This window comes from Diaphorobacter ruginosibacter (assembly GCF_014395975.1).
Taxonomy (GTDB): Bacteria; Pseudomonadota; Gammaproteobacteria; order Burkholderiales; family Burkholderiaceae_C; genus Diaphorobacter_A; species Diaphorobacter_A ruginosibacter.
Genome location: NZ_CP060714.1, coordinates 57,338 through 84,072 on the forward strand (window position 1 = coordinate 57,338; position 26,735 = coordinate 84,072).

The window sequence follows — 26,735 nt, forward strand, 5'->3', positions numbered from 1 at the left end:
GGCACGCCACGGCTTGGAACATCAGTGAAACTGATGCACAGAGAAATATCCGAACAGTCTGCTGTGCGACGGGCGGTTATATCACGCAGATACCGTAGGGCAATGACAGAATGACCACCTTTGGCTCCGTAGAAACACCCTATGCCACGTCCCATCCAAGCGACCATTCACACTGCCGCGGTGCAACATAATCTGGCGCGCGCGCGCCGTGCCGCGGTGGATGCGAACGTCTGGGCGGTGGTCAAGGCCAATGCCTACGGCCATGGCATCGAGCGGGTTTTCGACGCCCTGCGCGCGGCCGACGGCTTCGCGCTGCTCGACCTGGCAGAGGCCGAGCGCATCCGCCAGCTTGGCTGGCGCGGCCCGATCCTGCTGCTGGAGGGGGTGTTCGAGCCGCGCGACCTCGAACTCTGCTCGCGCCTGGGGATCTGGCACTCCGTGCACTGTGACCAGCAGATTGACTGGCTGGCCGCGCACAAGACACAGAATCCGCACCATGTCTTTCTCAAGATGAACTCGGGCATGAACCGGCTTGGCTTCACGCCCGAGCGCTACCGCGCGGCCTGGGCGCGCCTGAATGCGCTTCCCCAGGTCGACGAAATCGGCTTCATCACCCATTTCAGCGACGCCGACGGGCCGCGCGGCATCCATCACCAGCTCCAGGTCTTCCTGGAGGCCACGCGGGACCTGCCCGGCGAGCGCACCCTCAGCAACAGTGCGGCCACGCTGCTGCGGGGCAGCGAGAGCGACGTGCGCGGCGACTGGGTGCGTGCCGGCATCGTGCTGTATGGCAGCGCGCCGGACTACCCGCAACGCACCATCGCCGATTGGGAGCTCGAGCCGACGATGACGCTGTCGGGCAAGCTGATCGGCGTGCAGCACCTGGAGAAGGGCGACACCGTCGGCTACGGATCGACCTACGTGGCCGAAGGCCCGATGACCATCGGCGTGGCGAGTTGCGGATACGCCGACGGCTATCCGCGCCACTGCAGCACCGGCACGCCGGTACTGGTGAACGGCGTGCGCACGCAACTCGTCGGGCGCGTGAGCATGGACATGCTCACCGTGGACATCACCGGCGTGCCCGGTACGGGGATCGGCTCGGAGGTGACCTTCTGGGGCAAGGCCTCGAACGGCGTGGTGCTGCCGATCGACGAGGTGGCGCAGGCTGCGGGCACGGTGGGCTATGAGCTCATGTGCGCGCTCGCGCCGCGCGTGCCCGTCGTCGTGGACTGAAACTCCGTTGGACGGGTGTGCGGGTTGTGGGCTAGGATTCGCCCCCATATCACCCCTGACCATGGCAGCTCCACGCTCACAAGCCCGCACCTCCAACTGGCGCCGCATGCGCGTGCCACGGCGTGAGGATTTCCACCAGACGCTCAGGCAGCGCAACGCGCTTCGGCTGCACGGCTGGCTGATCGGCGGCTTCATGATGCTTTTCACCTGGGCCGTCTCGCACTTCCAGTTGATGCTCTGGGGCGACGGCTCGCTTGCGCTGCGCTATCTCGTCACGCTGGGTGCCGGTTACCTGGTCTACCTGCTGGTGCTCCATGAGTGGTCCAGATGGGTGCTGCTGCGCGAGGACCGTGGGGATGCCGACATCGATGCTGCCGACATGCTGGACGTCGTCGACATCGCCATGCCGCGCGGGCATGGAGGGTCGGGCGCGGGCTCTCCCCAGAGCGGGGGCGGTGGCGACTTCACGGGCGGCGGTGCCTCGGGCAGCTTCGACGGGGGCGGCGGCTCCGACATCCTGGGCGATGTGGCCTCCGGCGCGCTGGAGGTGGCCGGTGGCGCCGACGAAGGCGCGATCGTCGTGGTGCCCGTCGTCGCGATCTTCGTGGTCGCGGTGGGCGTGGTGCTGGGCGCGGGTACGCTGGTCTGGCTGTACTTCGGCTCCGAAGTGCTTCTGGCCGTGGCCGTGGAGCTGGCTTTCTCGGTGGCCACGGCACGTGCGCTCATGGGGGCCGAGCGCGCGGGCTGGTTCACGGCGGCCGTGCGCCTGACGTGGAAGCCCCTGCTCGGTGCGCTGCTCTGTGCCGTGGCGCTGGGCTGGGCGCTCGACCACTGGCTGCCGCAGGCGCAGTCCCTGCCGCATGCCGTGCAGATGATGCGCTCGCGCTGAGCAGCCTCCGTCCTTCTTTAGTCCGTTGTTCGCCAAGTTCGGATTCATTGATCCTTTGGCATTGACTTGCCCTATTGCTTGGGCCGACTCACAGCGGATGCCAATGCTCTTGCCTGGCATCAAAGGGGCATGACGGGGATTCACGAAAAATTGAAATACAGCGAATCAGGACTGCGCTTCCACGAGGCAGCTTCGATGAGGCACGGCCAGAACGCGGCTTGCGCGTCGAGCTCTTGCTTCTGTTCCGTGGTTGCCGGATCTGCAGGTGCGCTGGAAATCAAGCAATGGAGTCCCCATGAAAAACATATCCCCGTTGTCCGGCCGAGGCCTGTTGCGAGGCGCGCTCGGTGCGGCCGCCGCTGCCGCCATGCTTTCGGCTGCCGCCGTCCGCGCGCAGGAACCCGTGCAGCCGATCGAGGCGGCCAAGGTTGCCGACCCGGCCAGGGTGGAGCTGGGCAAGAAGCTATGGTTCGATCCGCGCCTTTCGCGCTCGGGCTTCATCTCGTGCAACTCCTGCCACAACCTGAGCACCGGCGGCGCTGACAACCTGAAGACGTCCATCGGCGACAAGTGGCAGAAGGGGCCGATCAACTCGCCGACTGTGCTGAATTCCAGTCTCAACCTGGCGCAGTTCTGGGACGGTCGCGCCAAGGACCTCAAGGAGCAGGCCGGCGGCCCGATCGCCAACCCCGGCGAGATGGCGTTCACGCATGATCTGGCCGTCGACATGCTGCGCTCGATTCCGCAATACGTGGCCGAATTCAGGCAGGTGTTCGGCAACGACAGGCTGGGTATCAGCGAGGTGACCGCCGCCATCGCCGCGTTCGAGGAGACACTGGTCACCCCCAATGCACGCTTTGATCGGTGGCTCAAGGGCGACATGAAGGCGATCAACGAGCAGGAGCTGCGTGGTTACCAGCTGTTCAAGGCGTCGGGCTGCGTTGCATGCCACAACGGCCCGAACCTGGGCGGCAATTCATTCCAGAAGATGGGGCTGGTCGAGGCGTACAAGACAGACAATCCTGCGGAGGGCCGCTCCGCGGTGACCGGCAATGACGCGGAGCGCTTCAACTTCAAGGTGCCGACGCTGCGCAACGTGGAATTGACCTATCCCTATTTCCACGATGGAGCGGCCGACACGCTGGCCGAGGCGGTTGACACCATGGGGAAAATCCAGCTCGGCAAGACATTTACCCCTGTAGAAAACAGGGACATTGTGGCCTTCCTTAAGACGCTGACAGGGGATCAACCCCAGTTGACTTTGCCTATTTTGCCGCCTTCAAGCGACACAACCAAGCGGCCGCAACCATTTGAGTGATAAATTACGTGTGCCCGGTGCACTTTCGGGCAGAGGTGATGCGCGGAAAACCGGTGCCGAAAGGCCCCGGTTTTTCTTTTTGTGGGCCATGGGCGACAGACAACTGCCAGGCGTGTCAATGCAAGCCCATGCCACTAGCCGCGATCAGGCCAGCGCGCGCTGGACTGCGGCGCGTTCGCTCATGCGCCTGTGGTGGTCGTGCACCTTGGGGAATTGCGCGATGTCCACGCCATCGCTCTTGAGCCAGCCGGACATCGTGAACAGATAGGCGTCGCACACGCTGTAGTCGTCGCCCAGAACCCACGGGCCGTTCAAATAGTGGTGCTCGATATAGGAGAAGTTCTCGGTCATGTTGGCGGGAACCTTCTGCTGCATGGCGGCCTGGGCCTCTGCATCATCGGCCCAGCGGCCGGCGCGCGGGCGGTGGGCATGGTTGATGTGCACGGTCGAGGACAGGTAGCTGTTGAATTCCATCAGGCGGGCCAATCCGAACAGGTCGGTGGGCGCCAGCCTGGCGTCCGCAAAGCGCTGGGCCACATAGGCGAGCAGGGCGGGCGCTTCGGTGAGCACACCCTGCTCCGTGACCAGCGCGGGCACGCGGCCCTTCGGATTGATGGCCAGGTATTCGGGCGTGCGCTGTTGCTGCGATGCGAAGTCCACCCGTTCGAGCCGGTAGGGCGCGTTGGCTTCTTCCAGCGCAATGCGGACGGCCAGCGCGCAGGTGCCGGGTGTGTAGTAAAGGGTGAGGGATGGGTTCATCTGTCTGTCTCCAGGAGGGAATGGCTCGCGGCGCGGCCCGAGGGGCGTGAGGATGCACGAGCATCTTCTGCATTCGGGTTAAATATAAGTCACAACTTTCGGGGGTGTGCGAGACTGTGCGCAAGACCCGCGAGCCTGCACGACGCTAGTGAAAACGAGTATGCAAAAAAGTAGTCAGTGATTATTTAACAAGTTAAATTATTAGTCATTCTTTCTTCTTTCTCTGTTCCTCGGTGCACTGCAGAAGGGCGGAAGCGCGGCGGAGCGAGTGGCTCCGTTCGGCGCTTGGTGGAGACGATCGCAGTGGTATCGCGGGTGCAATCCATCCATCAGGAGACTGGTATGAATCGCTTGGCAAAACTGGGATTCGTCGCAACCATGCTGGCTGCCGCATGCAGCGCGGTGTGGGCCGACATCAACGTCGGAGTCGTCGTCTCCACCACCGGGCCGGCGGCGTCCCTCGGCATTCCGGAGAAGAACACCGTGGCGCTGCTGCCCACGACGATCGGCGGCCAGAAGGTGAACTACATCATCCTGGATGACGCCTCGGATACCACCGCCGCCGTTGCCAATACCCGCAAGCTGATCAGCGAGAGCAAGGCCGACGTGATCATCGGCTCCAGCACCACGCCCAACTCGCTCGCGATGATCGACGTCGTGGCGGAGAACAAGACACCGATGGTGACGCTGGGTGCCTCGGCACGCATCATCAGCCCGATGGACGCCAAGAAGGCCTGGGTCTTCAAGACACCGCAGAACGACGCGATGATGGCCGAGGCCATCGCCGAGAGCATGGCCAAGAGCGGCGTGAAGACGGCGGCCTACATCGGCTTCAACGATGCCTATGGCGAAGGCTGGCAGCAGGAATTCAAGAAGGCGGCGGAGGCACGGGGAATCAAGATCGTGGCCACCGAGGCCTTCTCGCGCACCGACACGTCGGTGACCGGCCAGGCACTGAAGATCATGGCCGCCAAGCCAGACGCGGTGCTGGTGGGGGGCTCCGGCACGCCCGCCGCGCTGCCCGAGAAAACGCTCAAGGAGCGCGGCTACAAGGGCAAGTACTACCAGACGCACGGCGTCGCGAATGCCGATTTCCTGCGCGTGGGTGGCAAGGACGTCGAGGGCACGCTGCTGCCCGCGGGGCCGGTGCTGGTTGCGCACCAGTTGCCCGACAGCCATCCGGTGAAGAAGTCCGCAGTCGCCTATGTCGAGTCGTATGAGGCCAAGTACGGCAAGGGTTCGGCCGCGACCTTCGGTGCGCACCTCTGGGACGCCGCACAGGTGCTGGGCGCCGCCGTTCCCGAAGCGCTGAAGAAGGCCCAGCCGGGCACCGAGGCTTTCCGCACGGCACTGCGTGATGCCATGGAGAACGTCAAGGGCATCGCGGGTGCGCACGGCGTGTTCAGCATGTCGCCGACCGATCACCTCGGCATCCAGCACGGCGTGGTGATGGTCAAGATCGAGAACGGAACCTGGAAATACACCCCGTAGGCAAGACCTTCGCTGGGAGCAGGGCAGGGGCCACGGCCTGCCGACCGCGGGGACCCCGCCTGATCCGGCGCCGGTGGACGTCGGGCGCTCCGCCCTTTTGAAATTGCATGCCGCCGCATCGCGGCAAGGGTGATCGAACATGGATCTGCAGATTGCCTTGCTGCTGGGGCAGGACGGCATAGTCAATGGCGCCATCTACGGCCTGATGGCGGTGGCGCTGGTGCTGGTGTTTTCGGTCACGCGCGTGATCTTCATTCCGCAGGGGGAGTTCGTCGCGTTCGGCGCCCTCACCATGGCGATGATGCAGACCGGCAAGGTGCCGACCACGCTGTGGCTGCTGCTGGTGGTGGCGCTGATGTCGCTGGCGGCGGATGTATGGCGCACATGGCGCGGCGAGACGGTGAACTGGGGCGCCACATGCCTGTGGAGCGTGGTGGTGCCGGTGGCGGCCGCGGTGCTCGCGCTGCTGGTGCAGCCGTCCGCGCTGATGCTGCAGGCATTGACCACGCTGTGCATCGTCACGCCGCTCGGGCCGCTGATGTACCGCCTTGTCTACCGTCCCATCGCCGACGCGAGCGTGCTGTTGTTGCTCATCGTGTCCGTGGCGATGCATGGCGTGATGGTGGGACTGGGGCTGTTGTTCTTCGGGGCAGAGGGGTCGCGGACGCCGGCGTTCTCCGAAGCGCAGTTCCAGCTAGGCGACCTGTCGATCTCCGGCCAGTCGCTGGTGGTCGTGGGCGTGGCGTTGCTGCTGGTGCTGCTGCTCTACGCGTTCTTCGAGGGATCGATGGTCGGCAAGGCGCTGCGCGCGACGGCCATCAACCGCGTGGGCGCGCGGCTCGTGGGCGTACCCACGGCGCTCGCGGGCGACGTGAGCTTCGCGCTGGCAGCGTTGATCGGCGCGGTGTCCGGCCTCCTGATCGCTCCGCTGACCACGATCTACTACGACACAGGGTTTCTCATCGGCCTCAAGGGTTTCGTCGCCGCCATCGTCGCGGGGCTGGCGAGCTATCCGCTGGCATTGGCGGGTGCCCTGCTCGTGGGGCTGCTGGAGGCGTTCTCCTCCTTCTGGGCCAGCGCCTACAAGGAAGTGCTGGTCTTCACGCTGATCATTCCGGTGCTGTGGTGGCGCTCGCGCAGCAGCCACCATGTCGAGGAGGACGAATCATGAACACCGGCTCCCTCGGCACACGGGCCACGGGCAAGGGTGGCGCGAAGCTCGGCACGCGCACCGTGACGCTGGCGGCCATCGCCGTGCTCGCGCTGTCCTGGAATTTCCTGCCCGATTTCACGCAGGTGCTGATGGGCTACATCGGGCTCTACGCGCTGGTGGCCGTCGGCCTCGTGCTGCTCACCGGCGTGGGCGGCATGACGTCCTTTGGCCAGGCCGCATTCGTGGGGGTGGGCGCCTATGCCACGGCCTTCATCTGCACTTCCCCGGTGGCCGCGCAACTGCTGTCGTCCTGGGTCGCCGCACCGCTGCTGCCCTGGGTGGGCCTGTTGTTCGGGCTTGTGATCGCATTCGTCGTGGCGTGGATTCTGGGCTCGATCACGGGCAAGCTGCAGGGCCACTATCTGCCTTTGTGCACCATCGCGTGGGGGCTCAGCCTGTACTACCTGTTCGGCAACATGGAATTCCTGGGCGGGCAGACCGGCCTGCGCGGCATTCCGCCGCTCGCGCTTGGCGGCTTCCTGCTCGACTCGCCTCGCCGCATGGGCGTGGTGATCTGGATCGTGCTGCTGATCGCGCTCTGGCTCATGCACAACCTGCTCGACTCGCGCGAGGGGCGGGCCATCCGCTCGCTCAAGGGCGGCCAGATCATGGCCGAATCGATGGGCGTGAACACGGCGCACTACCGCACCAAGCTGTTCGTGCTGGCCGCCCTGCTCGCGACGATCTCCGGCTGGCTCTATGCGCACATGCAGCGCTTTGTGAGCCCGGCGCCGTTCAATCTCAACATCGGCATCGAGTACCTCTTCATGGCGGTGGTGGGCGGCGCGGGCCACCTGTGGGGCGCCGTGCTGGGCGCGGCGGTCATCACGCTGCTCAAGGAAAAGCTGCAGGACATCCTGCCCGCCATCTTCGGCACCAGCGGCAACTTCGAGGTGATCGTCTTCGGCCTGCTGATGGTGCTCGTGCTGCAGCGCTTTGCGGGGGGGCTCTGGCCCACGCTGCAAAGGCTCACCGCGCGCTGGATCGCTCCATCCACTTCCCGGTTGCAAGCTGGCGATGCCGCGCAGCTCGATCAGCGCCAGCCCGCACCGGCGGGCACGGTGCTGCTGGAGGCGGACAACGTCACCAAGAGGTTCGGCGGCCTCGTCGCCAACAACAAGGTGGCGATGACGCTCGCGGCAGGAGAAGTGCATGCGCTGATCGGCCCGAACGGCGCGGGCAAGAGCACCTTCTTCAACATGATCTCGGGTGTCGACTCGCCCACCGAGGGCAGCGTGCGCTTCATGGGCGAGACCATGCGCGACGCGCCATCGCGCCGCTATGCAGGTCTGGGCCTGTCGCGCACCTTCCAGCACGTGCGCCTGCTGGGCACGCGCACGGTGCTCGAGAACGTGGCGCTGGGCGCGCACCTGCGGGCGCACAAGGGCTGGGTGGCCTCGATGCTGCTGCGCGACCGCCGTGAGGAGGCTGCGGTGCTCGCCGAGGCGCGCAGGCAGATCGAGCGTTGTGGCCTCGGCGCCTTTGTAGACCAGCCTGCCGCATCGCTTGCGCTTGGGCAGCAGCGCATCGTGGAGATCGCGCGCGCGCTCGCAAGCGGCCCCTCGGCGCTGCTGCTGGACGAGCCGGCAGCGGGCCTGCGCCATCTGGAAAAACAGACCCTCACCGAACTGCTGCGCCAGTTGCGCGCGGAAGGCCTCGGCATTCTCGTGGTGGAGCACGACATGGGCTTTGTGATGAACCTGGCCGACCGGGTGACGGTGCTCGAGTTCGGCACCGTGATCGCCAGCGGCACGCCGGAGCAGATCCAGAACGACAAACGCGTGCTCGATGCCTATCTGGGTGGCGGCGAGAACGAACCGCACGAGGTGGAGGTGACGCCGTGAACGCCAAGGCAGACCCATCGCAGCAGGCGCAACCGCAGCTGCACAAACCGCTGCTGCAGCTGCACGGCTTCAGCGTCTCCTATGGCGCGGTGGAGGCCGTGCACCCCGTGGACCTGGAGGTGCGCAGCGGCGAGATCGTCACCGTGATCGGCCCGAACGGCGCAGGCAAGACCACGCTGCTGTCGGCCATCATGGGCTTGCTTCCCGCGCGCGGCGGCATGGAGCTCGATGGCAGGCGCATCGCGCGCGCCACGGTGGAGGGCATGGTCGCGGAGCGTGTTGCCCTGGTGCCGGAAAAGCGGGAGCTGTTCGGCGACATGACCGTGAAGGACAACCTGCTGCTGGGCGGGTTCCCGCTCTGGCGCAAAGGCCAGCGTGACCAGTCGCAGCGCATGGACGAGGTCTACGCGATCTTTCCGCGCCTGGGCGAGCGTTGCGCCCAGCTCGCATCGACCCTCTCGGGAGGCGAGCGGCAGATGCTTGCCATCGGCCGGGCGCTGATGGCAAGGCCCCGCCTGCTGATGCTGGACGAGCCATCGCTGGGCCTCGCGCCGCTGATCGTGCGCGAGGTGCTGAACGTGGTGGCCTCCCTGCGCGCGCATGGGGTCTCGGTGCTGCTGGTCGAGCAGAATGCGCGGGCGGCGCTGCGCGTGGCCGACCGCGCCTATGTGCTGGAAACGGGAAGCGTCGTGCTCAGCGGAGCCGCGCGCGACCTGCTGCACGACGCACGCGTCATCGAGACCTACCTGGGGGCGGTGCGGGCCTGAAGGCATCGCCATAGTGCGCGGCCATGTGATCCACCAGCGCACGCACCGCAGGCGAGATGAAGCGCGTCGAGGGGTACACCGCGAAGTAGCCGAGCAGGCCCAGATGCACCTCGGGCCAGACGCGCACCAGCTGGCCGCGCTCCATTGCCGTCTGCACGGTGCGCAACGTGAACGCGCCGATGCCCAGGCCCGCCACGGCGGCCGCATGGGCGGACGCGATCGAGTCGGTTCTGAGGCCACCACCGGGAGCCACCTGGAGGGTATGTGAAGGCATGGTGCCCTGAGCCTTGTCGTGAAACTGCCAGCGTACGGGCCTGCGGTCGGCGGAATAGGTGATCAGCCGCAGAGCCTGCAACTGGGCAACGCTGTGCACCGGGCCATGCCGTTCTGCATAGGCCGGCGAGGCGACCAGCACCATCGGCGATTCGGTGAGCTTGCGTGCGGCCAGCGCGCTGTCGGGCAGCCCTGCGCTGATGCGCACCGCCACGTCGATGCCTTCGCCGAGCATGTCCACGAGGCGATCGGTGCATTGCAGGTCGATGGCAAGGTGCGGATGAGCCGTGGCGAATGCGGGCAGCCAATCCTGCAGCTCCAGCATGCCGACCGCATGGGGCAGCGACATGCGCAGTGTGCCGTGAAGTTCCGCGCCGCGCTGGCTGCGGGAGAGGACGCGCTCCGTCTCGCCGATGCGGTCGAGCACCTCCACGCAGGTCCGGTAGTAGTGCTCGCCGGCTTCGGTCGGCGTCACGCCGCGCGTGTTGCGGTTGAGCAGTTGCACGCGCAGCGCGGCCTCGAGCTCCTTGACCTGGCGGGATGCGGTGGAGTGCGTGGTGCCCAGTTCATCGGCGGCCGCGCTGAACCCACGCGATTCGACGACGGCCCGGAACATGCGCATGGCTTGCAGTCTGTCCACGATGTATTCCCTCCGGCAGGGCCCGGCCCGCCTTTCTTCATGCATTCATCCGTTCATGGCATCCGAAGCGGCAGCGCCAGGATGTCCGAGCTGCGCAGCACGTCGCCGAACGTGTCCTCGATCTCGGCGAGCGCGGCGCGGTGCAGTGCCTCGTGATCCACCGATTCTCCATCGAATCGCGTGATGCCGCGCGTGGCGCACGCGTCGGAGGCCACGATCACCTGGTAGCCGAGCGGTGCGGCATCGCGCGCGGCCCCCGCAACGCAGGCATGGGTCATCAGGCCGGCGATCACCAGTGTGCGGATGCCGCGCTGCTGCAGTTGCGCATGGATGTCGGTGCCCACGAAGACACTCACGTTCTCCTTGCGCACCAGTACGTCGCCCGCGCGTGGTTGCATCTGGGGATGAAAGGCCACGGTGGCGCCGCCGAGTGCAAAGAGGGCAGAGCCCTCGGGGGCCACGTGCTGGACCTGGAACACGGGAATGGCGTGCTTGTCGGCCCAGGCGACGAGCTGCTGCGTATTCCGCAGGGCCGCTTCGCCCGCGGGGATCGGCATGCGACCCGAGAAATATTCGTTCTGGAAATCGATGACCAGCAGCGCGGTGCCGCGTGCGTCCAGTTCGGCAAGCGGCGAGGCGCCCGACATCGCGCGAATCGTGGGGTGCGCGTTGGTGGCTGGGGAGGAGGCGTGAGACATGAGGCAGACCTGTGTTGAAAAGGGATGCCGGAAAGTCTAGGCAGGCATGTCCCTGCCCACAACACGCCAGCGCGTGCAGGACTTGTGCACGGCCTGCACAGGCCATGGGCTCACTGGCGTTCGAGTGCGATCAGTTCGTCCAGCAGCCGGTACAGTTCGAGCAACTGGCCCTTGCCGTCGGTTTTTTTTAAGCCCGGCACGGTGCTGCGCGATCTCGCGCGACAGGCCCCGAACGAGCTTCAGTCCCGCCGTCAGCCGCGCGCTGATGGCTCCATGCCGGTGAAGCCATGCTCCTGCGCGGGGCTCGCCAGCGGGCCCGCGACGCCGCGCAGCACCACGCTGACCGGTCCTTCGCCACGTGTTGCAAGGTGCTGCGCCAGGGCCGCATTGCCGCCCTGCGGCGCGAGCCCCTGCAGGACCACGTCGAAGCCACCCAGTGCGATGCGCACGCTGCGCAGGCCTTGTGTGGCATCGTCCGTTGCGGCGGCCAGCTTCAGGTCGTCGCCCAGCAGCGCGCGCCAGCGTGCGACGCTCACGTCGAGGTCGTGTGCGGCCACGGTGATCTCCTCGACCCCGCTGGCGCCGTTGGCGTGGTGCAGCAGCTCGGGCGCATCGGGCACGCGCAGGTTGCGCGGCGTGATGTCGCCGCACAGAAAGGGCACGTCGGCGGTGTCGTGGCGTGCCGTGGTCCATCGCAGGTACTGGCCGTCGGGGCGCACGCGTTCACCGGGAACCGGGCCCTTGAGCGTGACCAGCCCGCGTGCGCGGGCTGCCGCCCGCTCGTCCTCCGGCGCGTCTGAGCGCAGGGCGAAGTCGACCAGGCCCTCGCCGCTGCGCTCCAGCACTGTCCACCAGCGCTCCGCGGGTGCGGGGGAACGCCAGGCCTTGAGCTCGAGGTACGAGCCGTCGGCCAGCACGATGAGCGCGTTGTGCGAACTGCGTCCCTGGTGGTCGCCGCCGGGGTAGACCGTGAAGCCGAGCGCGCGGTACTGCTCGATGGAGCGTGCGAGGTCATCGACGGCGATGACCACATGGTCAAGTGAATGCGAAAGCGTCATGGAACCCGAGTCTCTCACTCTTCTCACTCCTCCAGCTTGAGTCTGGTTTCCTGCACGAACTTGCGCCAGCGCTCGTACTCCTGGTGCGTATGCCTGTCGAGTGCCGGGCCGTCGCTGCCGATCACCTCGAATCCGGCCTGCGTGAGCTTGCTGCGGATGTCGGGCGTCTGCAGCGTGGCCTGGAATTCGCGCGTCAGGCGCTGCACCGTGGCCGGCGGCGTGGCCGATGGCGCGAAGATGCCGATCCATGAGTAGGCCTCGAAACCGGGAAAACCGCACTCGGCCACCGTCGGCACATCGGGCAGCTCGGGCAGGCGGTGGGCGCCCGTCACCGCGAGAGGGCGGATCTTGCCGGCTGCGATCTGCCCGCGCAGTGCCGCATAGCTCAGCAGCGTGAGCGTGGTGACATTGCCCAGCACGGCCTGCACCGCCGGCCCGCCGCCGCCGAACGGCACGTGCAGTACGAACGTGCCCGAGCGGCGCTTGATGTCCTCCATCACCAGGTGGTTCATCGAGCCGACACCCGTCGATGCGTAGCTGAACCTGCCCGGGTTGGCCTTGGCCTCCTTGATGAAGTCGCGCAGGTCCTTGCCTTGCACCGCCTGGGCGTTCGCACCGATCACGAGCGGAAAGCGCACGGCCAGCGTGATGCCGACGAAGTCCTTGAACGTGTCGTAGGGCAGCCGGGATTTCGCGATCGGGTTGATCGCATGCGTATCGAAGCTCACCAGCAGCGTATTGCCGTCCGGGGTGGACTTGGCAACGTACTGCGTGGCGATCTGGCTGGCTGCGCCGGGACGGTTCTCCACGATCACCGGGCGTGCCGCCACTTCGGACAGGCGTGGCTGGATGATGCGGGCGGCGATGTCCGTGCTGCCGCCGGGCGGGAAGGTCACCTGCAGGCGCATTGGCGCCTCGTCGGCCGAGGCCCACCCGGAGAAGCCGGATGCGGCGGCAGCGGCACCCAGGGCGACGGCGTGGCGGCGGTTCAGAACAGGTCCTCTCATGCGGTGCTCCTTTGAAAAGTGAGGTTCGGAAACGAGATTCGGTGGTCGGGGCGCGGGCCTCGGCACGGATTGCAGCACAGACCGTGGCGCAGAAGGTGCGACCGGCGGCCCCGGGCGCATCAGCCCATCCACTGGCTCACGGGGACGGCCGTGTCCTGCAGCGGCTGCGAGTGGATGTCCACCAGGGCCGGGCCGTCGTGTGCCAACGCGGCCTTGAGCGCGGACTCCAGGTCGGAGGGCTCCTGCACGGTCCAGGCCTTCACGCCGAACGCTTCCGCGACGCGCGCATGCTGGGTGCGGTTGAAGTCCACCGAGAAATAGCGCTCGCCGTAACCGGTCTTCTGGCTGGCCTTGATCCAGCCATAGACGGAGTTGGAGAAGACGATCATCTTGAGCGGCACATTGCGTCGCACGACGGTCTCGAGCTCGCCGCAGGTGAAGCCGAAGCTGCCATCGCCCATCGCCGAGATCACCATCGAGTCCGGCTGGCCCACGGCCGCACCGAACGCCGCCGACAGCGAGTAGCCCAGCGCCCCGTGCGCGCGGTTGGTGATGAAGTGCCGGCCTTCCTGCGGGGCGTCGAAATACGCGGAGAAGTAGGGGCAGGGCGTGCCGGGATCGGCCACGGCGATCGCCCGGCGGGGCAGCAGCCGGTTGAGCGTGTCCAGCACGCGCTCGGGGCGGATCGGCAGCTCGCCCGACTGTGCGAGCGGCGCGAAGAACGCGAGCTTTTCCATGCGCGCCCGGGCCGCGAGCGCGCGGCCGTCTGCCGTGTCCTGCGGGCGCCGATTGATGATCTTCTGCACCGCCGCGTCGAGTGCCTCCAGCGCGAGGCGAGCATCGCCCACCATGGCCACGTCGGTGCGGTAGTTGGTGCCGATGGTCATCGCATCGACGTCGATGTGCAGGATGGTCACGCCACGGCCCGGCATCTGGCCATGTTCGGTGGTGGTGGAGCCCGCGCGGCAACCGATGAACAGCACCAGGTCGGCCTGGGCGACCACGGCGCGCGTGGCGGGGACGCCGCCATTGGTGCCCACCACGCCCGCATTGAGCGGGTGCGTGTCGGCCAGGCTGCCCTGGCCGCTCACCGTGAGGCACACCGGCGCATTCAGGCGGCTTGCGAGCGCATCCAGCGCCTGGCTGGCGCCCGAGATCACCACGCCGCCGCCGCAGATCAGCACCGGCGCCCTGGCGGCCACGAGCCGCGCGGCCGCATCTTCGACGGCTGCCGGATCGGGTGCGCTGCGCGTGGCCGGATAGTGGTCGTGGCCCGGCTGTGCCCACACGTCCTGCGGGTTGGGCAGCTCGTGCTTCTGCAGGTCGTAGGGCAGGCAGATGTGCGCCGCACCCGGGCGGCCCGTGGTCATCGCGCGGAATGCGGAGCGCATGGCGTGCGGGATCTGGTCGACGCGGTCGATGGTGGTGTTCCACTTGGTCAGCGGGCGGTACAGCGCCTGCTGATCGAGCTCGGTCAGGGGGAACTTGCCGCGCGCGCCCACCGAGACGTCGGTGGTGATGCCGAGCACGGGGATCGACGACTCGTTGGCCTCCACGAGGCCGGGCAGCAGGTAGGTGGCGCCGCCGCCGCTCGGGCCTTCGCAGACGCCCACCTTGCCGGTCACACGCGCATAGCCGTCGGCCATGTAGGCCGCGCTGCGTTCGTCGCGTGTGAGGATGTGGTCCATGCCGTGGTCCAGGCGCGCCATCGCGTCGTAGAGCGGCAGGCTGGTGTCGCCGCAAAGTCCGAAAATATGCTTCACGCCGTTGTGTTGCAACATTCGTACCATGGCGTCTGCACCATTCATGGGCGTCGTGCTCATTGCGGATCTCCTTGAAATCGAATTAAGAATCCAGTTAAGTATACTTAAAACATGCCAGAGGTGAAAACAATCCAGCGCAAGGTCGGCGCGCAAGCCAAGCCGACGCGCAAGCCGCGTTCGAGTCCCCGCTCGAACGCGATCTCGCAGGTGCGCCGCGAACGGGGCAGCGATGTGTTCCAGACACTGCGCGACATGGCGATCAGCTACCAGCTCAAGCCCGGGGAGCGGCTCAGCGAGATCGAGCTGGCGCAGAGGCTGGGTGTGAGCCGCACGCCCGTGCGCGAGGCGCTGGCGCGGCTGGTGACCGAGGGCTTTCTCGAGCCCTGCACGCGCGGCTATATGCGCCGCCCGCTGCAGGTACAGGACGTGCTGGACCTGTACGAGGCGCGCATGGCGGTGGAGCGCGAGTGCCTTCGCTATGCGGTCGAGCGGGCGAGCCCCCTGCAGATCGCCGAGATGCAGGAATTCCTTGCGCTGAGCCGCGCGGCCGCGCCGGGCACGGCAGTGCAGGAGCTGGTGGAGCTCGACGAGTCCTTTCACAACCGCATCGCCGCCATGTCGGGCAACGCGGAGCTTGCGCGCATGCTCGGCAATCTGAACGAGCGCGTGCGCTTCATCCGCTGGATCGACATGGAAAAGGTAGGTCGCGACTCCACGCAGAAGGAGCATGGCGCGATCGCCGATGCAATCGAGCGGCGCGACACGAAGGCTGCGGCGCAGCTCATGGACGAACACATCGCGCTGCGCCGCGAACAGATCGTCGAAGCGGTCACGCAGGGGCTGGCACGGATCTTCCTGGGCGACGAGCTGGCGAAATGACGGGGTGATGGCGGTGCCGCCGCGCGCAGGGCGTTGCGTGCGGGGAATTGCCTGCTGCTGTATATTTCAACAGTAGTTCCCCTTTCCCTTTCCCACCCCACAGTTCCTCAGCACCCATGGCCAAAGACAAGGCAATCTTCACCTGCACCGAATGTGGCGGCACCAGTCCGCGCTGGCTGGGCAAATGCCCTTCGTGCGGCGCATGGAACACGCTGGTGGAATCCGTCGTCGAAGGCGGCAATGGCGGAGCGGGCAAGAACCGCATGAGCGCGTCCAGCTACGCGGGGCTCGCGCAGGCGCAGGCCGTCACGCCGCTGGCCGCCATCGAGGCGCAGGACGTGGCCCGAACGGCAAGCGGCATCGAGGAGCTCGACCGCGTGCTCGGCGGCGGCGTGGTCGAGGGCGGCGTGGTGCTGATCGGCGGCGATCCGGGCATCGGCAAGTCCACGCTCCTGCTGCAGGCCATGGATGCGCTGCACCGCACCGGCATGCCGACGCTGTACGTGACCGGCGAGGAAAGCGGCGCGCAGGTGGCGCTGCGCTCGCGCCGGCTCGGGCTCGACCACAGCCAGGTGAATGTGCTGGCGGAGATCCAGCTCGAGAAGATCCTTGCGACCGTCGAGGCCACGCAGCCCGCCGTCGTGGTGATCGACTCCATCCAGACGGTGTATTCCGACCAGCTCACGAGCGCCCCGGGCTCGGTCGCGCAGGTGCGCGAGTGTGCGGCGCACCTCACGCGCGCCGCCAAATCCACCGGCATCTCGATGATCCTCGTGGGCCACGTCACCAAGGAGGGAGCACTGGCCGGCCCGCGCGTGCTCGAGCACATGGTCGATACGGTGCTGTATTTCGAGGGGGACACGCATTCGAGCTTCCGCCTTGTCCGCGCGATCAAGAACCGCTTCGGCGCGGTCAACGAGATCGGGGTGTTCGCGATGACCGAGCGCGGCCTCAAGGGCGTGACCAACCCGAGCGCCATCTTTCTTTCGCAGCACAGCGAGCCGGTGCCGGGCAGCTGCGTGCTGGTCACGCTCGAGGGCACGCGGCCAATGCTGGTGGAGATCCAGGCGCTGGTCGACTCGTCCGGCCCCGCGCCGCGCCGCCTTTCGGTGGGCCTTGACCGTGATCGCCTGGCCATGCTGCTGGCCGTGCTGCACCGCCATGCCGGTGTGGCCTGTGCCGACCAGGACGTGTTCGTCAACGCGGTCGGCGGCGTGCGCATCAGCGAGCCCGCGGCGGATCTGGCGGTCATGCTGTCGATCACCTCGAGCCTGCGCGGCAAGGCCCTGCCCAAGGGCTTCATCGCCTTCGGCGAGGTCGGCCTGGCCGGCGAGGTACGCCCGGCCCCCCGGGGGCAGGAGCGCCTGAAGGAGGCGGCCAAGCTCGGCTTCTCCGTGGCCGTCGTCCCGAAGGCCAATGCGCCGAAGAAGCCGATCGAGGGGCTCGAGATCCATGCCGTGGAGCGCGTGGAAGAGGCCATGAACATCGTGCGCGGCCTGGGGTGACGCGCTTTCCTCCCCGTGGATGGGAGGGGGCCGGCCTGTGCATTCGCATCCCCACACAGACGGGTTGGGCTCTACGCAGCATCCACAGGGCCTGTGCGGGCAAGTCATAAGACAATGCCCGCCATGAATTTCCGCAAATATCTCATTCCGCTGGGTATCGTCTGCCTGTTTTTTGCGTCCTACAACGCCTGGGGCTGGCAAGGGCCGATCACGGTGCTGGGCGGGCTGGTGATGTGGGCGCTGCTGCACTACACGCGCATCATGAACGTGATGCAGAAGGCCAACAAGCGCCCGATTGGCTATGTTGGCAGTGCGGTCATGCTCAATGCCAAGCTGCGTCCCGGCGTCAATCTGCTGCACGTGATCGCGATGACACAGTCGCTCGGCGAACGCCTCACGGAGCTGGGCCAGGACCCCGAGATCTACCGCTGGACGGACGGAACCCGGTCGTTCGTGACGGTCGAGCTTGTCAATGGCCGAGTGGTCAAGTGGGAATTGACACGCCCCGGGAATCCCGAGGAAGACGGCTCCGAGGGGGCGTCTGCGGCCATTTCGTCCACTCAATCGTAAAATCCCGGGTTTTGCGATCAACAGCAATTGAAATAAGGATTCACATGAGCCCCGTAGTTCCCTCGATGGCAGACCGTGACGGCAAGATCTGGATGGACGGCCAGATGCTGGACTGGCGCGATGCCAAGATCCACGTGCTGACACATTCGCTGCACTATGGTTGCGGCGCGTTTGAAGGCGTTCGTGCCTACAAGACGGAACAGGGCACCGCCATTTTCCGCCTGCAGGACCATACCGACCGCCTGTTCAACAGCGCCAAGATCCTGCGCATGCAACTGCCGTTCTCCAAGGACGAGGTGAACGAGGCGCAGTGTGCCGTGGTGCGCGAGAACAAGCTGGAATCCTGCTACCTGCGTCCGCTGACCTGGATCGGCTCCGAGAAGCTGGGCGTTTCTCCGAAGGGCAACAAGGTCCACATGATCGTGGCGGCCTGGGCCTGGGGTGCGTACCTGGGCGAAGACGGCATGCAGCGCGGCATCCGCGTGAAGACGTCGAGCTACACGCGCCACCACGTGAACATCACGATGACGCAGGCGAAGGCATCGAGCAACTACACGAACTCCATCCTCGCCAACATGGAAGCCACCGACGACGGCTACGACGAAGCGCTGCTGCTCGACGCGTCCGGCTTCGTCTCGGAAGGCTCGGGCGAGAACGTCTTCATCATCAAGAACGGCGTCGTCTACACCCCCGACCTCTCTGCCGGTGCTCTCAACGGTATCACCCGCAACACGGTGTTCGCCATCTGCAAGGATCTCGGGATCGAAGTGGTGCAAAAGCGCATCACCCGTGACGAGGTGTACATCGCCGACGAGGCCTTCTTCAGCGGCACCGCCGCAGAAATCACGCCGATCCGCGAACTCGACCGTGTGGAAATCGGCTCCGGCAGCCGCGGCCCGCTGACCGAGAAGATCCAGACCGCGTTCTTTGACATCGTCAATGGCCGCAATCCGAAATACGCTCACTGGCTCACAAAGGTCTGATCTCATGTCCCAAGCAATCGTTGAACTCCTGGCCAAGGACCTGAATGCCCAGGGCGGCGTGTACTGCCCCAGCCCCAAGGCGGACATGAAGCTGTGGAATTCCCATCCCAAGGTCTATCTCGACGTGGCGCATTCCGGCGAGGGCAAGTGCCCGTACTGCGGTACGGTGTATCGCCTGAAGGCTGGTGAAGTGGTCAGCGCCGGCCACTGAGCGGCCGGCAAGCGCCCGTACTCGCGGATAGGTTGTCATCTCTCGAACGCGCGCGGCCGCATCCGGCCGCGCGCTTGCGATTTGTTGCCAGAGCGGTGAATTGTTGTTTGCACGCTTGGCAGCAGACCGCGCTTGTGGGACAAACTGCGTTCTGCATTCACTGCGGTTCTACAAGAGTCCCCTTATCTTGAAATTCGTTTCCGGTCCCCTCGCCACGTTGCCGTGGCAACAGCAACTGAACTCTGTTGCCGCCTTTGCCGTGCCCGGCATGGCGCTGTGGCTGCCTTCGGGCTATTCCTATGGTGCCGCGCTGCTGCTGATCGGCGCTCTGTTTTCCATTCGCAAATGGCCTTTTGAGAAGCAGCAAGCACTCACATTGTGGTTTGCTGCCTGCATCTTCGCCATGGGGCTGCTATGGGTGGCCATGGCGGATCCCGTGGCAGGCCTGGGGCAGGCGGACAGGCCCGCCAAGTTCCTGCTGGCCCTGCCGTGCCTGTTCTATGCCGCGGTGTTCGGCACGCGTCCCCGGGCTTTCTTCTGGGGCCTGGTCGTGGGCTGCATCGGCGCCGGCGCACTGGCGGCGTGGCAGGTCTACGGCCTGGGCGAGTGGCGGGCCACGGGCCGCACCAATGCCATCCAGTACGGCAACCTCGCGCTGCTGCTGGCCGTGCTGCTGGCCGTGTTCGTGGCCACGGTCCACAAGCAGCTGTCGGTGGGCGAGAAGGTGCTCGCGGCTGTGGCCATCGTGGCCGGCATGGACGCGTCGGTGCTGTCGCTTTCGCGCGGCGGCTGGCTGTCGCTCATCGTCGCCATGCCTTTCGGGCTGGCGCTGCTGTATCGCTACCGTGCGCGTCTTTTCTGGCGTGTGATCGTCGGGCTGATGGTCGTGGGCGGATTGATGTCGGTGCTCAACCGGGACATGCTTGCCACCCGCTGGGACGAGATGACCTCGGAGATCCGGGTCTATGAACGCACGCGCGATGCGAACACCTCGGTCGGGCAGCGTCTTGAGCATTGGCGCTTCGCCTGGGATGCGGGCAAGGAAAAGCCATTGCTGGGCTGGGGCGTCGCGGGCTACACGCAGGAAAAGCAGAAGCGCGTGGCAGAGGGCCTCTACAAGCCCGCGATCATCGAATACAAGTTCGTGCACAACGAGGTGCTCGACGTGTTCGTGAAGACCGGCCTCGTGGGCCTGGCGCTGCTGCTGTGGTTCTACGTCCTGCCGATCTGGATGTTCTGGCCGACGGGTGAACGCATGCGCGCCTACGAGGGCGGCGATCCCGCCTTGCGGCGCATGGTGCTCGCCGTGCGGCTGTGCGGCGTGTGCGTGCCCGTGCTGTATGTGGGCTTCGGGCTGACGCAGGTTTTCTTTGCGCACAACAGCGGGATCATGTTCTACCTGTTCAGCCTGATCCTCCTCTGGTCCATGCTCCAAGGACTCGAGCGCTCGCGGCCTGTCGCCTGACCTGCACGGCGTGGGGCGGGGATGGGGGAACTGGTACAGGCCTCTCGAGGCCGTGCGTACCCTGCGCTTACACTCGCTGCCATGCCAATTTCCACGGATTCCCGTTCTTTCCCGGGTGACGCCGGCGCCCCGACCGGTGGTCGCCGGCCGCGGGTCCTGCACTTCGTCACCGGAGGCTTCTCGGGTGCCACGCAGGTGGCGCTCGATCTGGTGCGCGGGCATCTGGCGGGCGGGCAGTTCGAACCCCTGCTGGTGCTGCGCCGCAAGCGCCACACCGATCCGGCGCGCGTGGAGGCGCTGGTCCGGGAAGGCATTCCCGTCGAGGTGGTGGCGGGATGGGCGCATCTCGCGACCGTGCTGCAACTGGTGAAGATCTGCCGCTGCTTCCAGCCCGACATTCTCGTGGCGCACGGCTTCAGCGATCACCTCTGGGCGCGCTACGCGGGGCTGATCGCGCACGTGCCGCACCTCGTGCACGTGGAGCACAACTCGCGCGAGCGCTACACCTGGTCGCGCACGCGGCAGATGCTGTGGCTCTCGCAGCGCACCGATGCGATCGTCGGTGTGTCCGAGGGCGTCCGGCAGGCATTGCTCGCGCGTGGCACCCCGCCCGCGAAGACGCTGGCCATCTCCAACGGCATCCGCACCGCGCCATTTGCCACGGCAGCCGATCACCCCTGGGGCGAACGCATCCCCGGCATCGTGATGGCGGCGCGCTTTGCCCGCCAGAAGGACCACACCACCCTGATCCGGGCGATGGCACTGCTGCGCGAGCGCGGGCTCACGCCTCCGGTGAAGCTGGCCGGCGGCGGCAAGGCCAGCGCACAGAAGCAGGCGCGCCAGCTCAGCGAGCAACTGGGGCTCGCCGGTCAGGTGGAGTTCCTCGGGCACCACAAGGATGTCCCGGGCCTGCTGATGGCGCATCGCATCTGCCTGCTTTCGACGCATTGGGAGGGCATGCCGCTGTCGCTCATCGAAGGCATGGCGGCGGGCTGCACGGCGATCGGAACCCGCGCACCGGGCGTGCAGGAGGTCATCGCGCACGAGCACAACGGCCTGCTGGTGGAGCACGAGGATCCGGCATCCCTCGCCGATGCGCTGGCGCGCGTCCTCACCGAGCCCGGGCTGGGTGAAAGGCTGGCGGCGCAGGGGTGCCATGATGCGAACACGCTGTACACACTGGAGCGCATGATCTCGCGCTACGAAGCGCTCTTCGGGCAGATACTGGCCCGCGGAGCAGATGCAACCGCAGATTTTTCCCGCATATGACGAATGTCGAACAGGGCCGCGCCGGCGGCATGAACTGGCTCAGCGTGCTGGTGCCGGTCTTCAATGTCGAGCCCTACCTGGAGGAGTGCCTGGCGTCGGTGATCGCGCAGGTCGAGCAGCTGGGCGGCGCGCAGGCCGGCGTCGAAGTGCTGGTGCTCGATGACTGCTCCACCGATGGCTCGGCCGCGCTCATGCAGGCGCTTGCCCGGCGCTGGCCGGGGCAACTGCGCCTGATGGCGCACGAGCGCAACCAGGGCCTGAGCGCCGCGCGCAACTCCATGATCGATGCGGCCACGGGCGAATACCTCTGGTTCCTCGACTCCGACGACAAGCTGCTTCCCGGCAGCCTGTCGGCCCTGCAGGGCATCACCCGGACGCATGCGCCGGACGTGGTGCTGTGTGACTTCCAGGTATGGCGCGAACGCATGACGCTCAAGCACCGCCTGCGCGGCGAGCTGCACCGCAGCAGCTTCGACGGGGCCGCGCGCGGGCTGCTGTCCGATCGCTGCAGCGTGCTGGCCGACGTGCTGATGCCGGGCGAGCTGCACGCATGGTCCAAGATCTCGCGCCGCTCGCTGTGGGCCGATGACCTGCGCTTTCCCGTGGGGCAGTATTTCGAGGACATGGCGACCATGCCCCTGATGATGCTGCGCGCCTCAAGCTTCTACTATGCCGACCAGCCGTGGGTGGCCTATCGCCAGCGTGCCACCAGCATCCTGGCGACCCCCAATCTCGGCAAGGCGATCGACCAGGCCCGTGCGCTGGTGGCGTTTCGCGCGGCACTTGAAGGCAGCGGGTGCGCGGGCGATGCCCGCCTGCAGCTGGCCCTGGCGCACCAGAGCGCGCGCAACTTCATCGGTGCGATGCGCTACCTCGACGGCATGCAAGGCTCCGCCGCCGAGCGCCAGGGTGCGATGCGCACGGTGCGCGAGTCCTTTGCGGCGTCGTCCCCCCTGGCACCTGATGCGCTGTGCAAGGCCTACGGGTCGCGTGGCTGGTGGCTGCGCAGGGCCAAGCTGCGCCAGTGGCTGAAGGCCGCGGCCATGGCAGGTATTGGCTCATGAGCGCAACACCTGCCCTGCCGATGCGCGATCGTGGCGAACTGCTGCTCGCGCGCCTGATCTACAGCTTTCACGCACTGCTCCGGCAGCCGGTACGCGACCATGTGCAGACGCCGTTCCGGCTGTATGAGATTCCCGCGGGGAATGCCGCACGGACGGCGCCGGCCTCGGCAGCGGTGCCGCGTGCCCAGCCCTGCGCCATTCCGCGCATCATCTGGGCCTTCTGGACGGGGCCGACGCAGCCCGAGCTGATCCGCCGCTGCTTCGAGAACTGGCACGCCATGTGCCCGGGGTTCGAGATCCGCATCCTCGACGAGCAAAGCGCCCTGCGGTATCTCGACGGCATTCCGGCGGCGCTCGACCAGGCGAGCGCGCCCAAGCGCGCAGACTGGGTGCGCGTGGAGCTGCTGCGCAGGCATGGCGGCATCTGGCTCGATGCGAGCACGATCCTCACCACATCGCTCGACTGGGCGATCGAGGCGCAGGCCCGCACGCAAAGCGACTATGTGGGGTTCTATCTCGAACAGTTCACGAGCGACGCGGCCTATCCGGTGGTCGAGAACTGGTTCATGGCGGCACCGCCCGGCAGTCCGTTCATCGAGGACCTTCAGCATGAGTTCACGACACGCGTGGTGCCGGGCAGCAATGCGCAGTACCTCGATCGGCTGCGCGAGGAAGGTGTCTACGACCAGCTGCGCCAGCGCATCTTCTCGCCCGAGTATCTGAGCATGCATCTTGCGCTGCAGTACGTGATGCGCACGCGCGGCGGCTACCGGCTTGCGCTGCAGCGCGCGGAGGACGGCCCGTTCCTGTACCACGTGGCTGCCGGCTGGAATCGTGCGAACCTCAAGGTGCAGCTGATGATGCGCCCCGCGGCAGAGCACCTGCCGCCGATGGTGAAGCTGCGCAAGCCCGATCGCAAGCGCATGGAGCTGTACATGCAGCGCGGCCTGGTGCGCGCGGACAGCATCGTCGGCCGCTTTCTAGGAAACGCTGGCACGCCCCGTGCATGAGACATGCTATGGTTCTGCACACATGATCCATCGTCGTAAATCAGCTTTCGAAAAGTGGTTCTCCTTCACGCGGCATCGCCGCCGTTTTGGTGCGGACGCCTTCACGCAGCAGCTCGACTCCCAGGACTTCGCGGACTGGCGCAACCGCATCGTCACGGGCGATGACACCCCCGTGCACGCGCATGGCTCCAGCGCCGACCTGAACGAGCACCTGGCCAAGGTGCGGCGGGAGTTCATCGGGCAGAGCGAGCTGCTGTACCAGCACGCCATGCTGATCGTGCTGATCCGCCGCGAGGCCGACGTGGAGGCCAACTACGAGCGATTCAAGCGCATGTGGATGGCCGAGCGCGACTTTCTTGTCGCGCGCCTGGACATGCGCTGGCTGATATCGGCCTGCGATACCTTCATCGACCACGACACCGATCCGCTGCTGCGCGCGGTGGCCATGAACGGCCCGCTGCTCGTGAACACGGTCAAGCTCGGGGAGACGGAGCGCTACATCAAGGGCGTGGATGCCGCCACGCCGGACCGCAAGGAGTCGCTGGACGCGTTGTGGACGCACCGCGTGGGCCTGTTCGACGGCATCGCCGGCTTCATTCCCGGCAGCGACGACACGCTGCGCAACCTGCGCTGGCGGCTCGAGGATGTCTGCAGCCTGCACCCGCTGGGCGCGGTGGTGATGGAGCTGTTCGAGCGGCTGCAGCGCGACGCGAACGACAATGTGTTTGTGCGATTCAAGCACCGGCACCAGCGCGAGAAGACGCGCTGGTGGAACGATTGAGCGGGCCCTTCGGGCCTGGCCGACCCCGATTCCGTCAGCCGCGCGCCGCGTCCCGGATCTCGCGCGCGAGCGTCTCCACCAGCTCGGTGGCCGGGATTGCCCGCGCCAGCGCGACGCCCTGGCCCGCCCACAGCGAGAGGTAGTCCGCACGGCCCTGGGCCGCGGCAGCGCGGCGCAGCGCGCCGGTCAGCGCGTTCTGCACCGGGTACTCGGGCACGTCGTGCTCGAATTCGGCGAGCTTCTCCATCATGGTATTGACGATGCCGCGTGCATACCGGCCCGAAAAGATGCGCGTGCAGCGCGTGTCGGTGGCCGATGCCGTCGCCATGGCGTTGCGGTAGGCGGGGCCGATGCCGGATTCGGGGCATGCGAGGAAGGCCGTGCCCATCTGCACGGCCGCGGCGCCCAGGGACTGCGCGGCCGCGATCGCACGGCCGTTCATGATGCCGCCCGCCGCGATCACGGGTACGCCCAGGCGCTGCGCGCACTCGGACACCAGCGGCAGGGTGCCGATCATGCTGGCGTGGAAGTCCCCCAGGAACGTGCCGCGATGGCCGCCTGCCTCCATGCCGCTTGCGCAGACCGCGTCGGCCCCCACGCGTTCCCATGCCTCGGCCTCCGCCACGGTCGTGGCGGTGCCGATGACGAAGCTGCCCGCGGCGTGCAGCCGCTCCACCTGCTCCCGGCTCAGGATGCCGAAGGTGAAGCTGGCGACGGGCGGCGCAAGCGAGAGCAGCGTCTCGAACTGCGCGCCGAAGTCCTCGCACCATTGGGCCGGAACGCCGGGCTCGAGACCGAATTCGGCATAGAGAGGCGCCAGCCTCTGCAGGGCCTTCTTCACGGTGGCCTCGTCGGGTGATGGCGTCTTGAGCACAAACAGATTCATGCCGAACGGGCGGCCCGGCGCGGCGGCGCGCACCTTCTCCGCGGCCTCCGCCATGGCCGCCGGCGAACGCATGCCGCAGCCCAGCATGCCGAGCGCTCCGGCGCCCGAGACCGCGGCGGCGAGCGCCGGTGTGTCCGATCCGGTCATCGGGCCCTGGATGATCGGGTGCTTGATGTTCAATTGCGCAAGCAGTGAGGCGGTGGTCATGGAGGTCTCCTTGTTCGTCAGGGTTCGGTGGTCAGCAGTTCAGGCGCGCGCTCCGGTGCGCCTTCCGGCGGGGTCGTGGCGCACAGGTCGTCCTGCAGCGCCTTGCGAAAGACGTTGAACGCAGGCGTGTCGTACCCCTCGCGCGTCACCAGCATGGTGACGCGGTCTTCGATGGGCACCCAGCGCAATGCGGGCGGCGAGCGCATCTGGTCCAGCATGGCCTGGGGCACGATGCCCGCGCATCGTCCCGCGGCGACGCAGGCCAGGATGGCGGGGTAGGAGCCGAGCTCCAGCACGTGCGGTGCGTATCCGTTGGCCTGCTTCATCCAGTCTTCGCCGATCTGCCGGTAGGTGCAGCCGCGCTTGAAGACGGCGATGGTGTCGACCTGCAGCGGCGCCCCCGCCGTCACGGGAGGATGGGTCGCGGGCAGCGCGATCAGAAGCGACTCGGTGTACATGGGCGTGTACGACATCGTTGCGTCATCCACGTCCAGGCCCGGCGGCGGCCAGGCGACCAGCGCGACGTCGAGGCGATGCTCGAGCACGTCCTCCACCAATTGGCGCGAAGGCGCCGTGCGCAGGTCGAGCTGAAGGTCGGGCCAGTCGGCATGCACCCGTGCGAGCGGCACGGGCAGGCGCGTGATGGAGGTGCTCTCCATCGCACCCACGCGCAGGCGGCCGCTGGCCTCATCGGGCTTGAGGGCCTGCCGCGCCTCTTCGGCCAGCGTGAGCAGCCTGTCGGCATAGCCCAATAGCGTGTGGCCCGCCGGTGTCAGCACCATGCGCCGTCCTTCGCGCAGGAAGAGGGGGCTGCCCAGTTGCTCCTCCAGCTGCTGCACGCGGGTGGTCACGTTCGATTGCACGCGTCCGAGGCGCTCGGCCGCGCGCGTGACGCTGCGCTCCTCGGCGACGGTGCGGAAGATGTCCAGGTTGAGCAGATCCATGACGG

At 66.8% G+C, this 26,735-nt stretch carries 25 protein-coding genes; 17 read left to right on the top strand and 8 right to left on the bottom strand.

Annotated features, from left to right (window positions below; all coding sequences use genetic code 11):
• Positions 1-141 precede the first annotated feature (141 nt).
• From alr to H9K76_RS00305, 3 genes are all read left to right on the top strand, one after another.
• Positions 142-1,236: an alanine racemase gene (gene alr, locus H9K76_RS00295; RefSeq protein WP_187597639.1), complete on the top strand. Its 1,095-nt coding sequence runs from the start codon at positions 142-144 to the stop codon at positions 1,234-1,236.
• A gap of 61 nt (positions 1,237-1,297) precedes the next feature.
• The gene (locus H9K76_RS00300) at positions 1,298-2,125 is read left to right on the top strand and encodes a hypothetical protein (protein WP_187597640.1); all 828 of its coding nucleotides are present in this window, start codon (positions 1,298-1,300) and stop codon (positions 2,123-2,125) included.
• A gap of 295 nt (positions 2,126-2,420) precedes the next feature.
• Positions 2,421-3,443 (top strand): cytochrome-c peroxidase, encoded by a 1,023-nt coding sequence (locus H9K76_RS00305; protein ID WP_187597641.1) that lies wholly within the window; start codon positions 2,421-2,423, stop codon positions 3,441-3,443.
• Positions 3,444-3,587: 144 nt separating this feature from the next.
• Here the strand turns inward: H9K76_RS00305 and H9K76_RS00310 are convergent, their stop codons facing one another.
• Entirely contained in the window at positions 3,588-4,202 is a 615-nt protein-coding gene (locus tag H9K76_RS00310; protein WP_187597642.1) for a glutathione S-transferase family protein, read from the bottom strand.
• 342 nt (positions 4,203-4,544) lie between these two features.
• On the opposite strand from H9K76_RS00310, the gene H9K76_RS00315 reads away from it, so the two are divergent.
• The 4 genes from H9K76_RS00315 (at position 4,545) to H9K76_RS00330 (ending at position 9,517) form a co-directional block, all read left to right on the top strand.
• Positions 4,545-5,693, top strand: a complete 1,149-nt coding sequence (locus H9K76_RS00315) for an ABC transporter substrate-binding protein (protein WP_187597643.1) — start codon at positions 4,545-4,547, stop codon at positions 5,691-5,693.
• A 139-nt stretch (positions 5,694-5,832) separates the two neighbouring features.
• Complete coding sequence (locus H9K76_RS00320; RefSeq protein ID WP_187597644.1) at positions 5,833-6,864, top strand: branched-chain amino acid ABC transporter permease; 1,032 nt, start codon at positions 5,833-5,835, stop codon at positions 6,862-6,864.
• The gene (locus H9K76_RS00325; RefSeq protein WP_187597645.1) at positions 6,861-8,750 is read left to right on the top strand and encodes a branched-chain amino acid ABC transporter ATP-binding protein/permease; all 1,890 of its coding nucleotides are present in this window, start codon (positions 6,861-6,863) and stop codon (positions 8,748-8,750) included. The genes H9K76_RS00320 and H9K76_RS00325 overlap by 4 nt, the downstream gene beginning before the upstream one ends.
• A 38-nt stretch (positions 8,751-8,788) precedes the next feature.
• Positions 8,789-9,517, top strand: a complete 729-nt coding sequence (locus H9K76_RS00330; protein ID WP_187600380.1) for an ABC transporter ATP-binding protein — start codon at positions 8,789-8,791, stop codon at positions 9,515-9,517.
• On the opposite strand, the gene H9K76_RS00335 is transcribed toward H9K76_RS00330, so the two are convergent.
• The 5 genes from H9K76_RS00335 to H9K76_RS00355 form a co-directional block, all read right to left on the bottom strand.
• Complete coding sequence (locus H9K76_RS00335; protein WP_187597646.1) at positions 9,483-10,430, bottom strand: LysR family transcriptional regulator; 948 nt, start codon at positions 10,428-10,430, stop codon at positions 9,483-9,485. The two genes, H9K76_RS00330 and H9K76_RS00335, sit on opposite strands and share 35 nt — an antisense overlap.
• A 53-nt stretch (positions 10,431-10,483) precedes the next feature.
• Positions 10,484-11,128, bottom strand: a complete 645-nt coding sequence (locus tag H9K76_RS00340; protein WP_187597647.1) for a cysteine hydrolase family protein — start codon at positions 11,126-11,128, stop codon at positions 10,484-10,486.
• A 251-nt stretch (positions 11,129-11,379) separates the two neighbouring features.
• Complete coding sequence (locus tag H9K76_RS00345) at positions 11,380-12,186, bottom strand: VOC family protein (RefSeq protein WP_187597648.1); 807 nt, start codon at positions 12,184-12,186, stop codon at positions 11,380-11,382.
• Between the two features lie 23 nt (positions 12,187-12,209).
• Positions 12,210-13,193 carry a tripartite tricarboxylate transporter substrate binding protein gene (locus H9K76_RS00350; RefSeq protein WP_187597649.1) on the bottom strand — a complete coding sequence of 328 codons (984 nt, stop codon included), beginning with the start codon at positions 13,191-13,193 and terminating at the stop codon, positions 12,210-12,212.
• Positions 13,194-13,312: 119 nt separating this feature from the next.
• Entirely contained in the window at positions 13,313-15,016 is a 1,704-nt protein-coding gene (locus tag H9K76_RS00355; protein ID WP_187597650.1) for a thiamine pyrophosphate-binding protein, read from the bottom strand.
• Positions 15,017-15,208: 192 nt separating this feature from the next.
• Here H9K76_RS00355 and H9K76_RS00360 point away from each other — a divergent pair, with 192 nt between their 5' ends.
• The 10 genes from H9K76_RS00360 to H9K76_RS00405 all read left to right on the top strand — a co-directional run bounded on the left by H9K76_RS00360 (position 15,209) and on the right by H9K76_RS00405 (position 24,693).
• Positions 15,209-15,835: a GntR family transcriptional regulator gene (locus H9K76_RS00360; protein ID WP_246475587.1), complete on the top strand. Its 627-nt coding sequence runs from the start codon at positions 15,209-15,211 to the stop codon at positions 15,833-15,835.
• A gap of 116 nt (positions 15,836-15,951) precedes the next feature.
• Positions 15,952-17,340: a DNA repair protein RadA gene (gene radA, locus H9K76_RS00365; protein ID WP_187597652.1), complete on the top strand. Its 1,389-nt coding sequence runs from the start codon at positions 15,952-15,954 to the stop codon at positions 17,338-17,340.
• A gap of 123 nt (positions 17,341-17,463) precedes the next feature.
• Positions 17,464-17,910, top strand: coding sequence for a glycerate kinase (locus H9K76_RS00370; RefSeq protein WP_187597653.1), 447 nt, complete (start codon positions 17,464-17,466; stop codon positions 17,908-17,910).
• A gap of 44 nt (positions 17,911-17,954) precedes the next feature.
• Positions 17,955-18,893, top strand: coding sequence for a branched-chain amino acid transaminase (locus tag H9K76_RS00375; protein ID WP_187597654.1), 939 nt, complete (start codon positions 17,955-17,957; stop codon positions 18,891-18,893).
• Positions 18,894-18,897: 4 nt separating this feature from the next.
• On the top strand, positions 18,898-19,104 hold the full coding sequence (locus tag H9K76_RS00380) for a zinc-finger domain-containing protein (RefSeq protein WP_187597655.1): 207 nt from the start codon (positions 18,898-18,900) through the stop codon (positions 19,102-19,104).
• A 187-nt stretch (positions 19,105-19,291) separates the two neighbouring features.
• Positions 19,292-20,569 carry an O-antigen ligase family protein gene (locus H9K76_RS00385; protein WP_246475221.1) on the top strand — a complete coding sequence of 426 codons (1,278 nt, stop codon included), beginning with the start codon at positions 19,292-19,294 and terminating at the stop codon, positions 20,567-20,569.
• An 81-nt stretch (positions 20,570-20,650) separates the two neighbouring features.
• On the top strand, positions 20,651-21,838 hold the full coding sequence (locus tag H9K76_RS00390) for a glycosyltransferase family 4 protein (RefSeq protein ID WP_187597656.1): 1,188 nt from the start codon (positions 20,651-20,653) through the stop codon (positions 21,836-21,838).
• 29 nt (positions 21,839-21,867) lie between these two features.
• Complete coding sequence (locus tag H9K76_RS00395; protein ID WP_187600382.1) at positions 21,868-22,902, top strand: glycosyltransferase family 2 protein; 1,035 nt, start codon at positions 21,868-21,870, stop codon at positions 22,900-22,902.
• Positions 22,899-23,912, top strand: a complete 1,014-nt coding sequence (locus H9K76_RS00400) for a glycosyltransferase family 32 protein (protein WP_187597657.1) — start codon at positions 22,899-22,901, stop codon at positions 23,910-23,912. The genes H9K76_RS00395 and H9K76_RS00400 overlap by 4 nt, the downstream gene beginning before the upstream one ends.
• Positions 23,913-23,934: 22 nt before the next feature.
• Entirely contained in the window at positions 23,935-24,693 is a 759-nt protein-coding gene (locus H9K76_RS00405; protein WP_187597658.1) for a hypothetical protein, read from the top strand.
• Between the two features lie 34 nt (positions 24,694-24,727).
• On the opposite strand, the gene H9K76_RS00410 is transcribed toward H9K76_RS00405, so the two are convergent.
• Both H9K76_RS00410 and H9K76_RS00415 read right to left on the bottom strand, forming a co-directional pair.
• Positions 24,728-25,786 (bottom strand): NAD(P)H-dependent flavin oxidoreductase, encoded by a 1,059-nt coding sequence (locus H9K76_RS00410; protein WP_187597659.1) that lies wholly within the window; start codon positions 25,784-25,786, stop codon positions 24,728-24,730.
• 17 nt (positions 25,787-25,803) lie between these two features.
• Complete coding sequence (locus tag H9K76_RS00415) at positions 25,804-26,730, bottom strand: LysR family transcriptional regulator (protein WP_187597660.1); 927 nt, start codon at positions 26,728-26,730, stop codon at positions 25,804-25,806.
• Positions 26,731-26,735: the final 5 nt, after the last annotated feature.

Excerpts from the sequence above, each read along its gene's own strand:
- radA (WP_187597652.1), top strand. The coding sequence starts at position 15,952 with ATGGCCAAAGACAAGGCAATCTTCACCTGCACCGAATGTGGCGGCACC.
- H9K76_RS00375 (WP_187597654.1), top strand. The coding sequence starts at position 17,955 with ATGAGCCCCGTAGTTCCCTCGATGGCAGACCGTGACGGCAAGATCTGG.
- H9K76_RS00305 (WP_187597641.1), top strand. The coding sequence starts at position 2,421 with ATGAAAAACATATCCCCGTTGTCCGGCCGAGGCCTGTTGCGAGGCGCG.
- H9K76_RS00405 (WP_187597658.1), top strand. The coding sequence starts at position 23,935 with ATGATCCATCGTCGTAAATCAGCTTTCGAAAAGTGGTTCTCCTTCACG.
- H9K76_RS00320 (WP_187597644.1), top strand. The coding sequence starts at position 5,833 with ATGGATCTGCAGATTGCCTTGCTGCTGGGGCAGGACGGCATAGTCAAT.
- H9K76_RS00415 (WP_187597660.1), bottom strand. The coding sequence starts at position 26,730 with ATGGATCTGCTCAACCTGGACATCTTCCGCACCGTCGCCGAGGAGCGC.
- alr (WP_187597639.1), top strand. The coding sequence starts at position 142 with ATGCCACGTCCCATCCAAGCGACCATTCACACTGCCGCGGTGCAACAT.
- H9K76_RS00340 (WP_187597647.1), bottom strand. The coding sequence starts at position 11,128 with ATGTCTCACGCCTCCTCCCCAGCCACCAACGCGCACCCCACGATTCGC.
- H9K76_RS00350 (WP_187597649.1), bottom strand. The coding sequence starts at position 13,193 with ATGAGAGGACCTGTTCTGAACCGCCGCCACGCCGTCGCCCTGGGTGCC.
- H9K76_RS00380 (WP_187597655.1), top strand. The coding sequence starts at position 18,898 with ATGTCCCAAGCAATCGTTGAACTCCTGGCCAAGGACCTGAATGCCCAG.
- H9K76_RS00355 (WP_187597650.1), bottom strand. The coding sequence starts at position 15,016 with ATGAGCACGACGCCCATGAATGGTGCAGACGCCATGGTACGAATGTTG.
- H9K76_RS00390 (WP_187597656.1), top strand. The coding sequence starts at position 20,651 with ATGCCAATTTCCACGGATTCCCGTTCTTTCCCGGGTGACGCCGGCGCC.
- H9K76_RS00370 (WP_187597653.1), top strand. The coding sequence starts at position 17,464 with ATGAATTTCCGCAAATATCTCATTCCGCTGGGTATCGTCTGCCTGTTT.
- H9K76_RS00345 (WP_187597648.1), bottom strand. The coding sequence starts at position 12,186 with ATGACGCTTTCGCATTCACTTGACCATGTGGTCATCGCCGTCGATGAC.
- H9K76_RS00315 (WP_187597643.1), top strand. The coding sequence starts at position 4,545 with ATGAATCGCTTGGCAAAACTGGGATTCGTCGCAACCATGCTGGCTGCC.
- H9K76_RS00360 (WP_246475587.1), top strand. The coding sequence starts at position 15,209 with ATGGCGATCAGCTACCAGCTCAAGCCCGGGGAGCGGCTCAGCGAGATC.
- H9K76_RS00410 (WP_187597659.1), bottom strand. The coding sequence starts at position 25,786 with ATGACCACCGCCTCACTGCTTGCGCAATTGAACATCAAGCACCCGATC.
- H9K76_RS00400 (WP_187597657.1), top strand. The coding sequence starts at position 22,899 with ATGAGCGCAACACCTGCCCTGCCGATGCGCGATCGTGGCGAACTGCTG.
- H9K76_RS00310 (WP_187597642.1), bottom strand. The coding sequence starts at position 4,202 with ATGAACCCATCCCTCACCCTTTACTACACACCCGGCACCTGCGCGCTG.
- H9K76_RS00325 (WP_187597645.1), top strand. The coding sequence starts at position 6,861 with ATGAACACCGGCTCCCTCGGCACACGGGCCACGGGCAAGGGTGGCGCG.
- H9K76_RS00395 (WP_187600382.1), top strand. The coding sequence starts at position 21,868 with ATGAACTGGCTCAGCGTGCTGGTGCCGGTCTTCAATGTCGAGCCCTAC.
- H9K76_RS00300 (WP_187597640.1), top strand. The coding sequence starts at position 1,298 with ATGGCAGCTCCACGCTCACAAGCCCGCACCTCCAACTGGCGCCGCATG.